Origin of the sequence: Streptomyces yokosukanensis (assembly GCF_001514035.1) — a bacterium.
Classification (GTDB): domain Bacteria; phylum Actinomycetota; class Actinomycetes; order Streptomycetales; family Streptomycetaceae; genus Streptomyces; species Streptomyces yokosukanensis.
In genome coordinates this window covers 1-19,347 of sequence record NZ_KQ948254.1, presented here as the reverse complement: position 1 = coordinate 19,347, position 19,347 = coordinate 1, and the positions used below count along the sequence as shown (strand labels likewise).

At 76.0% G+C, this 19,347-nt stretch carries 3 protein-coding genes; all 3 read right to left on the bottom strand.

Translation table 11 applies throughout. The features are described from left to right. On the bottom strand, positions 1–5,698 hold a 5,698-nt coding region (locus tag AQI95_RS49705; protein ID WP_159056758.1), incomplete at its 3' end, for an SDR family NAD(P)-dependent oxidoreductase. After that, on the bottom strand, positions 5,695–16,650 hold the full coding sequence (locus AQI95_RS43535; protein ID WP_067136990.1) for a type I polyketide synthase: 10,956 nt from the start codon (positions 16,648–16,650) through the stop codon (positions 5,695–5,697). The genes AQI95_RS43535 and AQI95_RS49705, both read right to left, overlap by 4 nt. A gap of 12 nt (positions 16,651–16,662) precedes the next feature. Further along, positions 16,663–19,347: type I polyketide synthase (locus tag AQI95_RS50050; RefSeq protein ID WP_067136987.1), on the bottom strand; the 2,685-nt coding region annotated here is incomplete at its 5' end.

Here is a 19,347-nt window from a genome sequence, read left to right as displayed (position 1 = left end):
GCAACGCCAACACCATCTTGATCACACCAGCCACACCCGCAGCAGCCTGCGCATGCCCGATGTTCGACTTCAACGAACCCAGCCACAACGGCTCCCCACCCGCACCACGCTCCTGCCCGTACGTCGACAACAGCGCCTGCACCTCGATCGGGTCACCCAGCACCGTCCCCGTCCCATGCCCCTCCACCACATCCACGTCCGCCCCCGAGAGCCCCGCGGACTGCCAGGCGCGGCGGATCACCCGGGCCTGGGCGACCCCGTTCGGCGCGGCCAGACCGTTGCTGGCACCGTCCTGGTTGATCGCAGAGCCCCGCACCACGGCCAGCACCTGATGTCCGAGCCGCCGGGCGTCCGACAGCCGCTCCAGCACCACCAGACCCACGCCCTCGGCGAAGCCGAAGCCGTCCGCCTGCTCGGAATAGGCCTTGCAGCGTCCGTCGGCGGCCAGCGCGCCCTGCCGGGAAAACTCCTCGAACACCTCGGTCCCCGCCATCACCGAGACCCCGCCGGCCACCGCCAGGGAGCACTCGCCCTCCCGCAGCGACCGCGTCGCCAGATGCAGCGCCACCAACGACGACGAGCACGCCGTGTCCACCGTCAGCGCAGGCCCCTCGAGCCCCAGCGCGTACGCCACCCGACCCGAGGCGACGGCGGGCGAACCTCCGGTGAGCAGATAGCCCGCACTGCTCTCGGGGGTCTCGGCGCCGTGGCCGTAGCCCTGGTAGGCAGCGCCCAGGAAGACACCGGTGTCGCTGCCGCGCAGCGAGCGCGGGTCGATCCCGCAGTTCTCCATCGCCTCCCAGGCGACTTCGAGGACCTGGCGCTGCTGCGGGTCCATCGCCAGCGCCTCGCGCGGGGAGATCCCGAAGAACGCCGCGTCGAAGCCCCCCGCGTCGTCGAGGAAGGCGCCGTGGCGGGGTCCGGTCGTGCCGTCGGCGGCGAACTCGCCGAGGCGGTCGAGGTCCCAGCCCCGGTCGGCGGGCATCGGTGTGACGGCGTCACGGCCTGCGGTGACGAACTCCCACAGGTCCTCCGGGGAGCCGATGCCGCCGGGGAAGCGGCAGGCCATGCCCACGACGGCGATCGGATCGTCCACGCCGGCGCCGGGCCCGGCGCCGACGCCCGGCCCCGGCCCCGGCTCGGACCGCACCCCGGCGGACGGCGCCTCCTCGGAGCCGAACAGCCGCTCGAGGAGATAGTCGGCGAGAGCGGTGACACTGGGCCGGTCGAAGACGAGGGTGGTCGCCTCGCGCAGGCCGGTCACCGCGGTGATCCGGTTGCGTAGCTGCACCGCGGACATCGAGTCGAAGCCGAGTTCGCGGAAGGCGCGGTCCCGGTCGACGGCCTCGGCGTCCGGATGCCCGAGGACCGCGGCGGCCTCGGCCCGCACCAGGCGCAGCAGGTGCTCCCGGCGTTCCCTGGCCGGCAGCGGCAGCAGCTTCTCCCGCAGCCCGGAGCGGCCCTCCGGTTCCTCCTGCGGCTCCCCGGCCGGGGACGCGGCGGGCAGCGTCCGTGCGAGTTCGTCGAACAGCGGCCGGTGCCGTGCGGCGCCCATGAGGTCGAGGAACGCCCGGCGGTCGAGGTCGGCGACGGAGACGCAGACCTCGTCGCCCGCCAGGCACGCGCCCAGTTCGGCGAGGGCCTCCTCGGGCGGCATCGGCCGCATGCCCTGGCGGCGCAGGAAGTCCTGGCCCGCGTCGCCGGCCATGCCCGGTCCGTCCCAAAGCCCCCACGCGATGGACAGCGCGGGCAGCCCGCGGTGCCGGCGCCGGTGCGCGAAACCGTCCAGGAAGGCGTTGGCGGCCGCGTAGGCGCCCGCCCGGGCCGCGCCCCACACCCCGGCGTTCGACGAGAACAGCACGAAGGTGTCCGCGTCGGGGCACAGCTCGTCGAGGTGCGCCGTCCCGAGGGTCTTCGCGGCGGTGACGCTCGCGAACTCCTCCTCGGTGATGGACTCGAGCGGCGTGGACTGCGCCACGCCGGCCGTGTGGAAGACGGCGTCGACGGTACGGCCCTGCGCGCGCTCGTCGGCGACCAGCGCGGCCAGCGCCTCCCGGTCCGCGACGTCGCAGGAGGCGAGGGTCACCCCAGCGCCCAGGGCGGCCAGTTCGTCCCTCAGCCGCGCGGCGCCGGGCGCGTTCGGGCCCTGCCTGCTGGTGAGCACGAGATGCGTGGCGCCGGCGCGCGCCAGGCGCCGCGCGACGTGGGCGCCGACGCCGCCGGTGCCTCCGGTCACGAGGACGGTGCCGCGGGGCGTCCAGCCGGACGCATCGGCCGGCCCGCCGGCCGGGGCGTCCGCCGGGGCGGGCACCAGCCGGGGGACCCTGATGCCGCTCGCGCGGATCGCCACCTGGTCCTCGTCCCGGGGCCGGGCGAGCACCGCTGTCAGCGGCGCGAGAAGGTCCCGGTCCGGCGCGGGCAGGTCGATCGACCCGCCCCAGCGCGTGGGGTGTTCCAGGCCGACGACCCGGCCGAGGCCGCACACGGCCGTCTGCGCGGGATCCGGTTCCCCGTCCTGATCGGTCACGGCCACGGCGCGCCGGGTCAGCACCCACAGCGGCGCCTCGACACCGGCGTCGCCCAGGGCTTGGGCCAGGGTCAGGGTCCGCCACGCCGGCAGGTGCGGTGCGTCGGCGGATCCGTCCGCGGGAGCGTCCAGGGCGAGCAGCGAGAGGACCGTCGTCGGCTCCGCGGCGGTCACGGCCGCGCGCAGGGCCGCCGCCGTCGCCGCGCGTCCCGGTCCGCCGCAGTCGACGGTGGCGACCGTGGCGCCGGCGTCCTGGAGAGCCGCGCGGACCGTGTCGTACCAGGCGGCCGGGACCTGACGGCCGGTCACCAGCAGGACGCTGCCGGTGAGGGGGGCCGCCTCCCATCCGGCGTCCCGCCACTCCACCCGGTGGCGCCGCCCCTCGTCGGCGGGTTCGGTGCGGCGGTCGGGTGCCGTGTGCCAGAACGGGCGGTGCTGGAAGGGGTAGCAGGGGAGTTCGGCCACGGTGCCGTCGGGCAGCACGGGCCGCCAGTCGATCCGCACGCCGCGCACATGTGCCTCGGCGAGCGCCGCGAGGAACCGGTCCGGGCCGCCCGCGCCCCGCCGCAGGGTGGCGAGGACCGCGGCGTCGGCTCCCGCCGCCTCCAGGGTCGACTCGATGCCGGGGGCGAGGACCGGCTGCGGGCTCACCTCGACGAAGGTGTCGAAGCCCGCCTCGGCCAGCAGCCTCGTCCCCGTCTCGAACCGCACCATGTCGCGCAGGTTGCGGTACCAGTAGTCACCCCCCATGAGGGCGGTGTCGATCGGCTCACCGGTTGTCGTGGAGTACAGGGGCACGGGCGCGGTCCGGGCGACGACCTCGGACAGCGCGGCCGTCAGCTCCTCGCGCAGCGGCTCGACCATGGCCGAGTGGGAGGCGTAGTCCACCGGGATGTTCCGCGCCCGCACACCGGCGGCCGTGCAGGCGTCGAGCAGCGCGTCCAGGTGCTCCCGGGGGCCGGCCACCACGACCGCGCCGGGGCCGTTGACCGAGGCGATCGACAGGGCGCCGCCGTAGGGGGCCAGCAGTGCCTCGACCTGCTCCTCGGAGCGGGCCAGGGAGACCATGCCGCCGCTGCCGGCGAGGGACCGCAGCGCCTTGGCGCGCACCGCAACCACCTTCGCGGCGTCCTGCAGCGACAGGGCGCCGGCGACACAGGCGGCCGCGATCTCCCCCTGGGAGTGCCCGATCACCGCGGCCGGTTCGACGCCGTGCGCCCGCCACAGCGCCGCCAGCGACACCATCACCGCGAACAGGGCGGGCTGCACCACGTCCACCCGCTCCAGCGACGCGCCGCCCGCGATCACCTCGGTCAGCGACCAGTCGACGTAGGGGGCGAGCGCCTGCTCACAGTCGCGCATGGAGCGGGCGAAGACCGGTGAGGCGGCGAGCAGTTCGGCGGCCATCCCCGCCCACTGCGAGCCCTGCCCGGGGAAGACCATCACGACCTTGCGGCCCCCACGCGCCGTGCCGGTGACCCCTTGCGCGTGCGGCTCCTGTCGGGCCACGGCGCGCAGGGCGGCCGGAACGTCCGCCCGGTCGCCGACGACCACGGCGCGGTGCTCGAACGCGGTGCGCCGGGTGGCGAGGGTGAGGGCGATGTCCGCCGGCGGTGCGACGCCGGGCTGCTCCAGGTGGGCGGCGAGCCGTTCGGCCTGGGCCCGCAGGGCCTCCTCGGTCCGGCCGGACAGGAGAAACGGATACAGGCCGGTCTGCCGGTCGCCGCCGGCCGACTCGGGGGCCGCGCCGGATTCCGGGGCCGGCCGCCCCTGGGCCTCCTCGGCTTCGGGGGCCGCCTCGGCCTGCGGGGCCTCCTCGACGAGGATGTGCGCGTTGGTCCCGCTGATGCCGAACGAGGAGACTCCGGCGCGGCGGGGCCGGGTGCCGCGCGGCCACGGCCGGGTCTCGCCGAGCGGTACGACGCCGCCCGTCTCCCAGTCGATCCGCGACGAGGGGGAGTCGAGGTGCAGGAGTCGGGGCAGCCGGCCGTGCCGGAGGGCGAGCACCGTCTTGATCAGGCCCGCGACACCGGCGGCCGCCTGGGTGTGGCCGATGTTGGACTTCACCGAGCCGATCCACAGCGGAGCGTCCTCGGGCCGCCCGGCGCCGTAGGTCTCCAGCAGGGCGTGTGCCTCGATGGGGTCGCCGAGGGTGGTTCCGGTGCCGTGCGCCTCGACGTAGTCGACATCGGCGGGGCCGAGCCGGGCGTCCTCGAGCGCCTGCCGGATCACCCGCTGCTGAGCCGGTCCGTTGGGCGCGGTGAGGCCGTTGCTGGCGCCGTCCTGGTTGACCGCGCTGCCGCGCAGCACGGCCAGCACCCGGCGGCCCTCCCGCTGTGCCGTGGACAGCCGCTGCAGCACGAGGAAGCCGACGCCTTCGGCCAGGCCGAAGCCGTCGGCGGCCTCGGCGAAGGGCTTGCACCGGCCGTCCGCGGCCAGTCCGCCCTGGGTGCGGAACTCGGTGAACGCCCCGGCGGTGCTCATGACGGTGGCGCCGCCCGCGAGCGCGGTCGTGCACTCCTCGCGGCGCAGCGACTGCATGGCCAGATGGGTCGCAGTGAGGGAGGAGGAGCAGGCGGTGTCCACGGTCAGCGCCGGACCCTCGAGGCCGAGCGCGTACGCCACCCGGCCGGAGGCCACGCTGGAGGCCGTGCCCGTGCCCAGGTATCCCAGCACCTCCGGTGACGCCTCGTCGGGGCGCGGCCCGTAGTCGACGGCGCCGACCCCGGCGAAGACCGCGGTGGCGGTGCCGCCCAGCGAAGCGGGATCGAAGCCGGCGCGTTCCAGGGCTTCCCAGGCGACCTCGAGGAGCAGCCGTTGCTGCGGGTCCATGGCCAGTGCCTCGCGCGGCGAGATGCCGAAGAAGTCCGCGTCGAAGCCGGCGGCGTCGCGCAGGAAGCCGCCGTTGCATCCGTCGAGGGCGGCGGTGTCCCAGCCGCGGTCGGCGGGCGGGCCGCAGACGGCGTCGCCGTCCGCCATGAGGAAGTCCCACAGGGCGGCGGGGCTGTCGATGCCACCGGGGAAGCGGCAGCCCATGCCGACGATCGCGATCGGCTCGCCGGCCCGGTACTCGGTCTCCCGCAGCCGCGCGCTCACGGCCTCCAGGTCCCCGACCGTCCGCCGCAGATAGCGGCGCAGCTTGTCCTCGGTGGTCTCCTGGTCCCCGCTCATCGTCCCTCGTTCCCCTCGCCGAACCGCTGATCGAGCAGTGCGAACAGTTCCTCGTCGTCGACCTCGTCAATGGCGTCGACAGCCCTGCGGGAGTCCCCGCCGCCCGTGACGCTCCACCTGCCGAGCAGCGCCGTGAGACGCGCCTCGATCGCCGCGCGCTGGCCGACCGCGTCCTCGGTCGCGTCCGGCCAGCCGTCCAGCGCCGCCTCCAACGCGTCCAGCTGCTCGACGACTCGGCGCCGCGGATCCGCCTGTGGTGAGCCGGCCGCGTCCGGGAACAGCCGGCCGTCCACGTACGCGGCCACCGCCTCGGGCGTCGGGTGGTCGAAGACGAGGGTGCTGGGCAGCCGCAGGCCGACCGCGGCGCCCAGGCGGTTGCGCAACTCGACCGAGGCCAGGGAGTCGAAACCGAGGTCCTTGAACTGCCGCTCCGGGGCCACCGCGTCGGCCGTGTCGTACCCGGCGACGGCGGCGGCCTGGGCCTGGACGGCCTCTGTCAGCGCGGCGAGCCGGTCGGGGCGCGGCAGGGACGCCAGGCGTGCGGCGAACGCGTCCGTGCCGGACTCCTCCCGGGCGGCCCGGCGCAGCGGCGTGTGCCACAGCCCGCGCAGGACCTCGGGCGAACCGTCCGGGTCCTGCGGGCGGGAGGTGTTCAGACGCAGCGGGTACAGGACCGCGTCACCGCGCCGGATCGCGAGGTCGAACAGGGCCAGGGCCCGTGCGGTCGGCAGGGGCAGCATGCCCGCCCGGGCCATCCGCCGGGTGTCCCGTTCGTCCAGCACGCCCGTCAGACCGCTGGCCTCCTCCCACAGCCCCCAGCCGAGGGACGTCGCGGGCAGCCCTCGTGCCTGCCGGTACCGGGCCAGCGCGTCCAGCGCGGCGTTGGCCGCCGCGTACGCGCCCTGGCCCGGCCCGGCCAGTACGGAGGCGCCCGAGCCGAACAGGGCGAAGAAGCTCAGCTCGCGTCCCTCGGTGAGTTCGTGCAGATGCCATGCGGCGTCGGCCTTGGGCGCGAACACCTCGGCCAGCGCGTCCTGTTGCACGGAGGCGGCCAGTCCGTCCGCGAGCACCCCCGCGGTGTGGACGACGCCGGTCAGCGGGTGTGCGTCCGGGATGCCGTCGACTGCGGCCGCGAGCGCGGCGCGGTCGGAGACGTCGCAGGCGAGCGTGGTGACACGCGCGCCCAGCTCGCCCAGCTCGGCCTCGAACCGATCCGCTCCCGGGGCTGCGGGCCCCCGGCGGCCGAGCAGCAGCAGGTGGCGCACCCCGTGCTCGGTCACGAGGTGGCGGGCCAGCAGCCGGGCCAGTGTGCCTGTTCCGCCGGTGACGAGCACGGTGCCGTCCGGGTCGAGCGGTGCCGGCTGGACGAGCACCAGCTTTCCGGTGTGCCGCCCGGTGCTCATGTGCTGCAGGGCGGCCGACGCCCGCTGCAGCGGCCAGGCCGTGACCGGCAGGCGCCCGACCTTCCCGTCGGCCACCAGGGCGGCGACCTCGGCCAGGATGGCGCCGAGCCGGTCCGGCCCCGCCTCGGCGAGGTCGAAGGGCAGATAGCGCCCGTGGAACCGCTGTGGGTCGCGCAGGTCGGTCTTGCCCATCTCGACGAACGCCCCGCCCTTGGCGAGGAGTCCGGCCGACTCGTCGAGCAGGGCCCCGGTCAGTGAGTTGACCACGACGTCCATGCCGCGCCCGCCGCGCACGGACCGGAACCGCTGCCCGAATCCCGCGTGCCTGGAGGAGGCGATGTGGTCGTCGTCGAGTCCGAGTGAGCGCAGGATGTCGTGCTTGGCGGGGCCGGCGGTGGCGAAGACCTCCGCGCCGGCCAGCCGGGCCAGGCGGACCGCGGCCATGCCGACGCCGGTGGCGCCGGCGTGCACCAGGACGGCCTGCCCGGGCCGCAGTCCGGCGAGGTCGTGCAGCGCGTAGTGGGCGGTGGTGAAGGCGATGGGCAGGGCGGCGGCCTCGGTGGTGCTCCATCCCGGCGGGACGGGGACCACCAGCCGGTGGTCGGTGACCGCCACCGGCCCGAAGGCTCCTTCGAACAGGCCCATGACCCGGTCGCCCGCCCTGACGCCCGTGACGTCCGGGCCGGTGGCGGTGACGATCCCGGCGCCCTCGGTGCCCATGACGGCGGCGCCGGGGTACATGCCGAGGCCGATCAGGACGTCGCGGAAGTTCACGCCGGTGGCCCTCAGTTCGACCCGCACCTCGCCGGGGCCCGGCTGCCGTCCGGCGTCCGGCGCCGCCGCGAACGCGAGGGCGTCCAGGGTGGTGCCGGCGGGCTCCAGTCGGGCGGGCGTCCGGGGCGGCACGAGGACCGGGGCGGTACGGGTGGAGGCCAGGCGCGGTACGAGTGCGAGGCCGGCGCGCAGCGCCACCTGCGGGTGGTCGAGCACGGCGGGCAGTGCGGCGAGGTCCGCCGGGTCCGTGTCGGTGTCGACGAGCACGAAGTTCCCCGGCGACTCCGCCTGTGCGGCGCGGACCAGGCCCCAGACCGCGGCCTGCGCGGGGTCCGTTCGCGTGTCGGCCGGACCGGCGCTCACGCCGTGACGGGTGAGGAACACCAGGCGGCCGGTGCGCTGCGGTGCCGCGAGCCACTGGCGGACGGCTTCGGCCGCGTGCAGCACGCTCGCGCGCACGGAGCCGGCCGGGTCCGCCGCCTGCCACGGGCGGCAGTGCGCGACCACGGCCTCGGGTTCCGGCTCGCCCGCCGCGACCGCCGCGGCCAGTGCCGCCAGGTCCAGATGGTCCTTGCCGAGTCCGGGCAGGCCGCCGCCGACCGTCGCACAGCCGAGGACCGTTGCCGCGGTCTCGGGCAGGGGCCGCCAGGACAGCTGGTAGAGGTCGTCGGCGCCCGCCTGCTCCCCGTCGCCGTGCTGCGGCGCCTCGTCGGCCGGGCGCACGGTCACGGCGCTCACCTGGGCGACCGGCGCTCCCATGGGGTCGGTCACCGACAGGCTCATCGCGTCGCCGCCGGCGGGGGCCGCCGTCACGCGGATCGTCGTGGCCCCGGACGCGTACAGGGTGGTACCGCTCCAGGAGAAGGGGAGGTACGCCCCTTCCCGGTCGGCGAGGGAACTCAGGCCGAGGGTCTGCGCCGCCGCGTCGAGGAGGACGGGGTGCAACAGATGGCCCTCGTCGCCGGGGGCCGACCGCCCGCTCCCGCCCTCGGCCTCGGCCTCGGCGAGGCCCGCGGCCACGGGAAGCCGGGCTTCGGCGAACACCTCCTCGCCGCGCTGCCATGCCGCGCGCAGCGCCCGGAAGGCGGGCCCGTAGGCGTAGCCGCGGTCGGCCAGGCGCGCGTAGGCCGCGTCCAGGTCGATCCGCCGGGCGTCCGGCGGCGGCCAGGCCGCCGGGGCGGCCGGCGGCGGAGTGGCCTCGCCGAGGACGCCGCTCGCGTGCCGGGTCCAGGGCGCGTCGAAGGCGCGCGCTTCGCGGGCATGGACGTCCACCGTGCGGGTGCCGTCCTGCGCGGGGGCGCCGACCGTCACGCGCACGGCGGTGGCCGGGCCGAGCACCAGCGGGGCGGAGAGCACCAGTTCCTCCACGGCGGGTGCGCCCGCGTGCCGGCCGGCCGCCAGGGCCAGCTCGACCAGCGCGGCGCCCGGGAGCAGCGTCTTTCCGCCGACGGTGTGGTCGGCCAGCCACGGCTGGTCCTCCAGCGCGATCAGCCCGGTCAGGACATGTCCGCCGTCGGGTATCTCCAGCGCCGTGGACAGGACGGGATGGGCCACGGCGTCCATGCCCAGGGTGGTGGCGTCGCCGCGGGTACGGCGCGGGCGCGGCCAGTAGGAGGTGTGCTCGAAGGGGTAGGTCGGCAACTGGGCCGTGCCACCGGGTCCCACGGCCGGCAGGAGGTCGACGGGCAGGCCGTCGGCGTGGGCCTCCAGCAGGTTACGCAGGAAGGTGCGCGCCCCGGGGCGGTCCCGGCGCAGGGAGGCGAGGGTGATGACGTCCCGGCCGAGGGCGTCGGCGCTCTGCTCGATGCCGGTGAGCAGCACGGGGTGGGGACTGACCTCGACGAAGGTGTCGAAGCCCTGGCCCATCAGGTGCCGTACCGCCTCGTCGAGGCGGACCGTCCCGCGCAGGTTGCGGTACCAGTACGCCGCGTCGAGACCGGCGGTGTCGAGGGGGGCGCCGGTGACGGTCGAGCAGAAGGGCACCGCGGCGGAGCGGGCCTCGACCGTGCCCAGTACGTCGGCGAGTTGCTGCTCGATCTGTTCCACCTGCGGGGAGTGGGAGCCGTAGCCCACCGCGATCCGCCGCGGGGACATCCCCTCGGCCCGGGGCGACGCGAGGAACTCTTCGAGGGCCGTGGCCTCGCCGGCGACGACGAGGGAGCGCGGCCCGTTCACCGCGGCCGCGCTCAGCCGGCCCTCCCAGGGCGCCAGGGCCGGCTCCAGTTCGTCGGGCGAGGCCGTGACGGAGGCCATGCCGCCCTGCCCGTTCAGCTCGGTGAGCACCTTGCTGCGCAGCGCCACGACCTTCGCGGCGGTGTCGAGGGTGAGGGCCCCGGCGACGCAGGCGGCGGCGATCTCGCCCTGTGAGTGGCCGATCACGGCGGCCGGTTCCACGCCGTGGGCGCGCCACAGCTGTGCCAGCGACACCATCACCGCGAACAGCAGGGGCTGCAGGACGTCGGGCCGTTCGAAGGCGTCCTCGGGCCCCTCGCCGCGCAGCGTGGCGAGCAGGTCCCAGTCGGTGTACGGGGCGAGCGCCGCCGCGCAGTCCGTCATCGACCGGGCGAAGACCTCGGACCCGTCGAGGAGGTCGGCGGCCATGCCGGTCCACTGCGAGCCCTGTCCGGGGAAGACCAGTACGGCCTTGCGGGCGGCCGCCGTGCGCGGCGGCACCACGTCGGCCGCCGCGTCCTCGGCGGCCAGCGCGTCCAGGGCGGCGCACACCGATTCCCGGTCGTCGCCCAGCACCGCGGCCCTGATACCGAGGCGTGCCCGGCCGGCCGCGAGCGTGCGTGCGGTGTCGGCCAGGGAGGTCTCGGGCGAGGTGCGCAGCAGCTCGGCGAGCGCGCGTGCCTGCGCGGTCACCGCGCTGCGCGTACGGGCTGAGAGCGCGAGGCCCACGGCGCCCGCCGCGAGGCCGCTGCCCGCAGGCCGGTCGACCGGTGCGGCCGGGTCTGCCGGGGCCTCCGGGGCCTCTTCCAGGACGACGTGGGCGTTGGTGCCGCTGACGCCGAACGAGGACACCCCGGCCCGGCGCACGCGCGGGCCCTTGGGCCAGTCCTCGTTCTCGCGCTGGACGCGGATCGTCCCCGTCGACCAGTCGATCTCGGGGGAGAGTTCCTCCGCGTGCAGGCTGCGGGGTACGACGCCGTGCCGCATGGCCAGCACCGTCTTGATCACGCCGGCGACACCGGCGGCCGCCTGGGTGTGGCCGATGTTGGACTTCACCGAGCCCAGCGCGAGGGGCCGCGCGCGGTCCGCGCCGTAGGTGGCCAGCAGGGCCCCGGCCTCGATCGGGTCGCCGAGCCGGGTGCCGGTGCCGTGCGCCTCCACCACGTCGATGTCGGCGGCCGACAACCGGGCGTCGGCGAGGGCCTGTCGGATCACTTCCTCCTGGGCCGGGCCGTTCGGCGCGGCCAGCCCGTTGCTCGCGCCGTCCTGGTTGACCGCGCTGCCCCGCAGCACCGCGAGCACGGGGTGCCCCAGCTCCTGGGCTCGGGAGAGCGGTTCGAGGAGCAGTGCGCCGGCTCCTTCGGCGAGGCCGAAGCCGTCCGCCTGCGCCGAGAACGGCTTGCACCGCCCGTCGGCGGCCAGGCCGCGCTGCCGGCTGAAGTCCACGAACGTGTAGGGGTCGCAGATCACGGTGACCCCGGCGGCCAGGGCCATGGCGCACTCGCCGCCGCGCAGGGCCCGCATCGCCAGGTGGATGCCCACCAGGGACGAGGAGCACGCCGTGTCCACCGTGACCGCCGGGCCCTGCCAGCCGAAGACGTAGGCGAGGCGTCCCGAGAGCACGCTGGCCGAGTTGCCGAGCCCCTGGTAGCCCTCGACCCGGGCGGCCTCGCTCTCCAGGAGCGGCATGTACGACTGGCCGTTGGAGCCGACGAACACGCCGATGCGGCTGCCCCGCAACGTGTCCGGGTCGATGCCGCCGCGTTCCACGGCCTCCCAGGCGACCTCGAGCATCAGCCGCTGCTGCGGGTCCATCGCGAGGGCCTCGCGGGGCGTGACGCCGAAGAACTCCGCGTCGAAGCCCGCCGCGTCGAGGAGGAAGCCGCCCCGGTCGGCATAGCTGGTGCCGGGGTGGTCGGGATCGGGGTGGCACAGGGTCGCGAGGTCCCAGCCGCGGTCCCGGGGCAGCTCGCTCGTGAGGTCCCTGCCGTCGACGACGGCCCGCCACAGCGCGTCGGGCGAGCCGATGCCCCCGGGCAGGCGGCAGCTCATGCCGACGATGGCGATGGGCTCCTGGCCGGCGTCGTGCCGCGCGGTCCCCGGCACCACGGCGGTGCTCCGCGGGCCGGGGCTCGTGGCCAGCCGGGAGAGCAGGTGGCGGGCGAGACGGGTGATGGTGGGGTGGTCGAACACCAGGGAAGCGGGCAGGCGCAGGCCGGTTGCGGCGGAGAGCCGCTTGCGCAGTTGCACCGCGCCCAGTGAGTCCAGGCCCAGTTCGGCGAACGCCCGCCGTCCGTCGACGTCCTGCGCGCTGTCGTGTCCGAGGACCGCCGCGGTGGCCTCGCCGACGACGGTGATCAGCACCTTCTCCTGCTCGGCGGGCGTACGGCCCGCGAGCCGGGCGGCCAGTTCGGCGGCCGGGCCGCTGTCCGGCCCGGCGGGGGCCGCCGCGGGCTCCGCGCTCTCGCGCGCCTCGGCGATCTCCCCGAACAGCGCGGTCGGCCGGACCGCGCCGTAGCCCGCGGCGAAGGCCGGCCAGTCCACGTCGGACACCGCGACGGCGGTCTCGCCCGAGTCCAGTACGGACTGCAGGACCGTCAGGGCGCGATCGGGGGTCAGGCCGCGCAGTCCGCGCTGCGCCGACGGTTGCGCGGTGCCGCGCGGCGCGTCGGGCAGGGCCCAGGGGCTCCAGGCCACGGCGGTGCTCGGGTGGCCCTGGGCCCGCCGGTGTGCGGCGAACGCGTCGAGCAGGGCGCTGCCGGCCGCGTATCCGGACATGCCCGAGCCGCCCCAGACACCGGCCACGGAGGAGCAGTGGATCTCCCGCTCCACCGGTCGGCCGTCGAGGACCCTGGCGAGGGTCAGGGCGAGTCCGGTCTTGGCGTGGACGGTGGCGGCGAAGTCCTCCGGGTCGGTGTCGAGGACCGGCCCGAACTCCAGCCGGGTCGCGGCGTGCACGACGGTGCCGACCTCGTACGGGGCGGCTTCCACGGCGGCCCGGACGGCGTCCTCGTCCGCCGCGCAGCGGGTGACCGTCGTCCCGCCGTCCCGCAGTGCGCTCAGCAGTTCCTCGCCCGCCTCGCCCACCAGGACCAGGTGGTCGGCGCCGCCGTCGGCCGCCCATCGGGCGAGCCGTTCGCCGATCGGGCTGTCCGCCCCGGTGACGAGCACGCTCCCGTGCAGGCGCCGGGCGGGCCCGCCCGGCGCCGTCTGCGTGCGCGCCCGCACCAGCCGCCGCCCGTACAGGGCGTCGGCGCGCACGGCGAGATGGTCCTCGCCGGCGTGGGCGCCCGCCAGGATGCCGGGCACCCGGGCGAGCAGGCCCCCGTCGGCCGTATCCACGTCCCGGGGCAGGTCCAGCACACCGCCCCAGCGCTGCCCCAGCTCCAGAGCGGCGACTCGGCCCAGGCCGTGCACGGCGCTCTGCGCGAACGACCCGATGCCGTCGTCCTCCGAGGTCTGTACGGCGCCCTGGGTGAGGCACCACAACGGTGCTTCGACACCGGCGTCGCCGAGGGCCTGCAGCAGCGTCAGGGTGGCGACCGCGCCGGTGGGCACGCCCGCCCGGCCGCGGTGGTCCGACTCGTCGGCCGCGAGCAGTGAGAGCGCACCGCGCAGCCCGGTGACGCCCGCCGTGGCGACGCCGAGGGCCGCGGCGGCCTCGGCCCGGTCCAGGTCCGGGTCCAGGACGCATTCCAGCGGCGTGGCGCCGGCGTCGCGCAGCGCGGCCATCAGCGGTGCGGCCCACGCGGGGGCCGCGGCCGGGGTGACGACCAGCCAGGTCCCGTGCGCGGCGGCCGGTTGCACGGCGGGCAGGGGCGTCCACGCCACGCGGTAGGTGACGTCGCCGGCGCCGCGGGCGGGCGCGGCGGCGGACGTCCAGTAGTGCCTGCGCCGGAAGGGATACGTGGGCAGCGGGACGCGCCGGGCGTCGGCGAAGGCGGGCTCCCAGCGCACGTCCACACCGAAGACATGGGCACCCGCCACGGAGGCGAGGAAGGACTCCGGGCCGGGCGTGCCGCGCCGCAGGGTGCCGACGGCCAGGGCCTCGCCGGGCTCCAGGCCCGGTGCCTCGAGCGTCTCCTCGACCGTCGCCGCCAGCACGGGATGGGGGCTGACCTCGATGAAGGTGTCGTGGTGGGCGTCGGCGAGCAGGCGTACGACGTCGTGAAGGCGCACCGGCTCGCGCAGGTTGCGGTACCAGTAGGGCGCGTCCAGCTCCTCGCCCTCCATGGGGCGGCAGGTCACCGTCGAGTAGAAGGGCACCCGCGCGCGGCCGGGACGCAACTCCCGCAGTGCCTCGGCCAGTTCCTCGCGGACCTGCTCCATCTGCGCGGAGTGCGAGGCGTAGTCCACGTCGATGGTCCGGGCCCGTACTCCCCGCTCGGCACAGGCCGCCACGAAGGAGTGCACGGCCTCGGGCTCGCCGGAGACGACGACGGAGGCGGGACCGTTGACCGCGGCCACCTCGACGGCGCCCGGGTAGGGCCGGAGCATCTCCAGCACGGCGGCCTCGTCCAGCGCCACGGCCGCCATCGCGCCCTGCCCGGCCAGCGACCGCAGCAGGCGGCTGCGCAGGACCACGAGCCGGGCGGCGTCCTCGAGCGTGAGCGCCCCTGCGACGTACGCCGCGGCGATCTCCCCTTGCGAATGCCCTGCCACCGCCGCCGGTTCCACGCCGTACGAGCGCCACAGGGCGGCCAGGGACACCATCACCGCGAACAACGCGGGCTGCACCACATCGACGCGGTCGAGTCCGGGGGCGCCGGGATCCTGCCTCAGCACCGCGGCCACCGACCAGTCCTGCCACGGGGCCATCGCCTCGTCGCAGGCCTCGATCGCCTCGGCGAACACCGGTGACCACGCCAGCAGGTCGGCGCCCATGCCCGCCCACTGCGAGCCCTGGCCGGGGAAGAGGAACACGGCGCTGCGCCCGCCCGATTCGACGCTCCCCCTGAGGCGTGCCCCGCCGTCGGCCACCTCGCGCATCCCCTGCAGCGCGGACTCGCGGGAGCCGGCGAGGACCACCGCGCGGTGCTCGTGCCGGGCTCGGGCCGTGGCCAGCGAGAAGGCGAGGTCGGGCAGTTCCACGGCGGTGTCCGCGACCACGGCGGACAGCCGCTGCGCCTGGGCCCGCAGGGCCTCCTCGGTGCGGGCCGAGACCACCAGGGGGACCGGGTGCTGCGGCGTCACGGCCTGCGGGTTCGCCCGTGCCTCGGCCTCCTGGGGCTCGGGGGCCTCCTGCAGGACGACGTGGGCGTTGGTGCCGCTGATGCCGAACGCCGAGACGGCGGCGTACCGCGGCCGCTCGCCGCGCCGCCAGTCCCGTTCCTTGGCCAGCAGGGCGACGGCGCCCGAGGACCAGTCGACGTGCGGCGAGGCCTCCTCGACGTGCAGGGTCCTGGGCAGCCGCTCGTGCCGGAGGGCGAGCACCATCTTGAGCACGCCGACCGCGCCCGCGGCGCCCTGGGTGTGGCCGATGTTCGACTTCGCCGAGCCCAGCCACAGGGGCTGTTGCGCGCTGCGGTTACGGCCGTAGGTGTCGAGCAGGGCATGGGCCTCGATGGGGTCGCCGAGGGCGGTGCCGGTGCCGTGCGCCTCGACCGCGTCGACCTCGCCGGGTGCGACTCCCGCGTTGGCCAGTGCCTGCTCGATGACCTTGCGCTGAGCCGCTCTGCTGGGTGCGGACAGGCCGTTGCTGGCACCGTCCTGGTTGATGCCGGTGCCTCGGACGACGGCATGCACGGTGTGCCCGTTGCGCCGGGCGTCCGACAGGCGCTCCAGGAGGAGCACCGCGACGCCCTCGCCGAAGCCGAAGCCGTCGGCCCCCGCGCCGAACGCCTTGGAGCGGCCGTCGAAGGCGAGCGCGCGCTGCCGGGCGAAGTCGATGAACACCTCGGGGCCGGCCATCACGGCGGCGCCGCCCACGATCGCGAGGCCGCACTCGCCCCGGCGCAGCGAGGCCACCGCCAGGTGCAGGGCCACCAGGGAGGAGGAGCACGCCGTGTCCAGGGTGATGGCGGGACCTTCGAGCCCGAGGGTGTAGGCGATCCGGCCGGACGCGACGGACGGCGCCACACCGGTGACCGTGTACCCCTCGGCGTCCTCGCTGGGGCCGCCGGCGTCGCCGTAGCCGTGCCGGGCGACGCCGAGGAACACCCCGGTCTCCGTGCCGCGCAGGGTGTGCGGGTCCAGCCCGGCGTTCTCGACCAGTTCCCAGCACGTCTCCAGCAGGAGGCGCTGCTGCGGGTCCATCGCCGTGGCCTCGCGCGGGGATATGCCGAAGAAGGCGGCGTCGAAGTCCCCCGCGCGCTCCAGGAACGCCCCCGTGCGCACATAGGTGGTGCCGGGGTGGTCGGGGTCGGGGTGGTAGAGGCCCGTCAGGTCCCAGCCCCGGTCGTCCGGGAAGCCGGAGAGGCGCTCCTCGCCCGCCGCCAGCACGTCCCAGAAGCCCTCGGGGGTGTCGATCCCGCCGGGCAGCCGGCAGGCCGTGCTGACGATCGCGATCGGGTCGGCCTCCAGCTCGTGGATGCGCTGCCGGGCGGCTCGCAGGTCGAGGGTGGCCCGGCGCAGGTATGAAGCGACCTTGTCGTTGTCCGTCACCGTGTTGTGTCCTTACCTGTTCGCTGCCGGCTGTCCGTTGTCGCCCAGCTCGCGGCCGAGGGCCTCCAGCAGTGCGTCGAATCCGGCCTCGGCGAGATCCGTGTCCTGGGCGGGCGCTGTGCGGGAGGCCTCGGGTCGGCCGGTGCCGGCCGCGCCGGTCCGTAGGGCGGTCAGTACGCGGTCGAGGTGCCGGGCCAGTTCGGCGCGCTGCGGCTCCGGTACGTCGGCGAGGGAGGCCTCGAGCCGGTCCAGTCCGTCGCGCGCCACCGTGACGACGTCCTCGTCGTCGTGGCGGTCCGGGAACAGCTCGGATCGGAGGTGGTCCGCCAGGGCGGCGGCGTTGGGGTGGTCGAAGACCAGGGTCGAGGACAGGACGAGCCCCGTGGCCTCGGTCAGGCGCTTGCGCAGGCGCATGGCGCCCAGCGAGTCGAAGCCGAGGGTGCGAAAGGCCGTGTCCACCGCCACCGCGCGGGTGTCCTCGTGTCCCAGGACCGCGGCGGCCTGGGAGCGCACCAGGCGGGTGAGTTCGTTGTGCTGCTCGGCCGGCGGCCGCCCGGCGAGCCGGTCGCTCAGGGTCGCCCCCGCCGCCGGTGCCGGCCGTGCGGAGACGGCGGCGCGGGCCCCCGGGACGGTCTCGAGCAGCGGTCGTTCCCGCAGGGCCGCATACGTCTCGGTGAACCGCGGCCAGTCGACGTCGGCGACGACCACGGCACTCTCGTCACCGGCCAGCACCGTCTCCAGCACCTGGAGTGCCCGGTCGCCGGGCATGGGGCGCACACCCTGGTCCCGGAGCCGGGCGACGGCCTGCGCGTCGTCCGTCATGCCGCCTGCCGCCCACAGCCCCCAGGCCACGGATGTCGCGGCGAGCCCCCTGGCGCGGCGGTGGTGGGCGAAGGCGTCGAGGAAGGCGTTGCCGGCCGCGTACGCCCCCTGCCCGGTGCTGCCCCACACGGCGGCGCCGGAGGAGAAGAGGAGGAACAGGCTCAGGTCGGGGCAGGCGTCCTCGAGGTTCCGCGCGCCCTGCACCTTGGCGGCCAGGACCTCCCGGAACTCCTCGCGGGTCATGTCACGCAGGGCGGTCTGCTGGTTCAGCCCGGCCGCGTGCACCACGCCGGTGACGCTCGCGCCGTCCGCGCGCAGCCCGTCGACGAGCCCGGCCACCGCCTCGCGCGCACTGATGTCGCAGGCATGGACGGTGACCTTGGCGCCGAGCCCGGTGAGTTCGGCGGCCAGCTCGGTCGCGCCCGGTGCCGTCTCGCCCCGGCGGCTGACCAGCGCCAGGTGCTGCGCACCTCGGGCCGCCAGGCGGCGTGCGGTGAGCGCGCCGAGGCCGCCGGTGCCGCCGGTGACGAGGATGGTCCCCTTCGGCACGATCTCGCCGGCGGGATCCGGCACCCGGTCCGCATCCGGTGCGGCGGGCAGCAGCCGGCGGGCGAACACGGCGCGGGACCGGACCGCGATCTGGTCCTCGGTGCCGGTCAACGCGCGGACGAGCAGGGCGCGTTGTGCCGGACCGGTCTCCTGCGGCAGGTCCACGAGGCCGGTGTGCCGATCGCAGCGTTCGAGCGCGGCCGTCTGGCCGAGGCCCCACACCAGCGCCCCGGCCGGGCACGTCACGGGGTCGTCCGCGCCGGTGCCGACCGCGCCGCACGTCGCCAGCCAGAGGGGCACGCCGTCGTCCGCCGCCGCCAGCTCGCGCAGGAGGCCGAGGGTGGCCTCGGCGCCGGTGTCCGCGTCGCCGAGGGCCAGCAGGGAGAGCACGCCCGCGTACCCGCCGTGCTCGGCCTGGGTGGCGAGGGCGTCGCGGACGGCGGTGGTCAGCGCCCGCGGGTCGTCGAGCGGGACGGTCACCGTGTGCGGCTTTGCCCCGTGTTCGGCGAGGGCGGCGGCCGCGGCGTCGCGCCAGGCGAGTTCGGCGGGGCGTCCGTCGGCCGTGGCGGGCAGCAGGAGCAGCCAGCGCCCGGCCGGGCCGGCGGCGGGGCCGGTGGTCTCCTGCCAGCCGACGCGGTAGCACCATCCGGAATCCGCACGCGGCGGCCCGGACACGTCGGGCAGCAGCCAGTACCGTTCGTGCTCGAAGGGGTAGGTCGGCAGGTCGGTCAGCTCGCCGTCGCCGTGCACGGCCCGCCAGTCCACGGCGACACCGCCCACGTGCGCCTCGGCGAGGGCGGCCAGGAAGCGTTCGGGTGTGTCGTCGTCGCGCTGGACGGAGCCCACCACGGCGCCCGTGTCACCGAGCGTGTCCTGCATGCTTGCCATCAGCACCGGATGGGGGCTCACCTCGATGAACGCGCCGTAGCCCGCAGCGGAGAGCGCCTCGACGGCGGCCTCGAACTCCACGGTGCGGCGCAGGTTCTCGTACCAGTAGCCGGCGTCCTGCTCCGGGCCGTCGACGAAGGCGCCCCGCACGGTGGAGTAGAAGGGAATGTCGGGTGTGCGCGGGACGATGCCGGACAGCGGTGCGGTGATCGCCTCCCGCAGGGGTTCCATGTGGGAGGTGTGGGAGGCGTAGTCGACGGGGAGCACCCGCGCGTGGATGCCTGCCTCGGCACAGTGCTCGCGCAGGCGGTGCACCGCCTCGGGGTCACCGGCCACCACGACGGCGTCGGAGCCGTTGACGGTGGCCATCTCCAGTCCGTCGGGCGCGGCGCGGCGCAGCAGTTCCTCCGCCTCCGCGCGGCCCAGGCGGAGCGACAG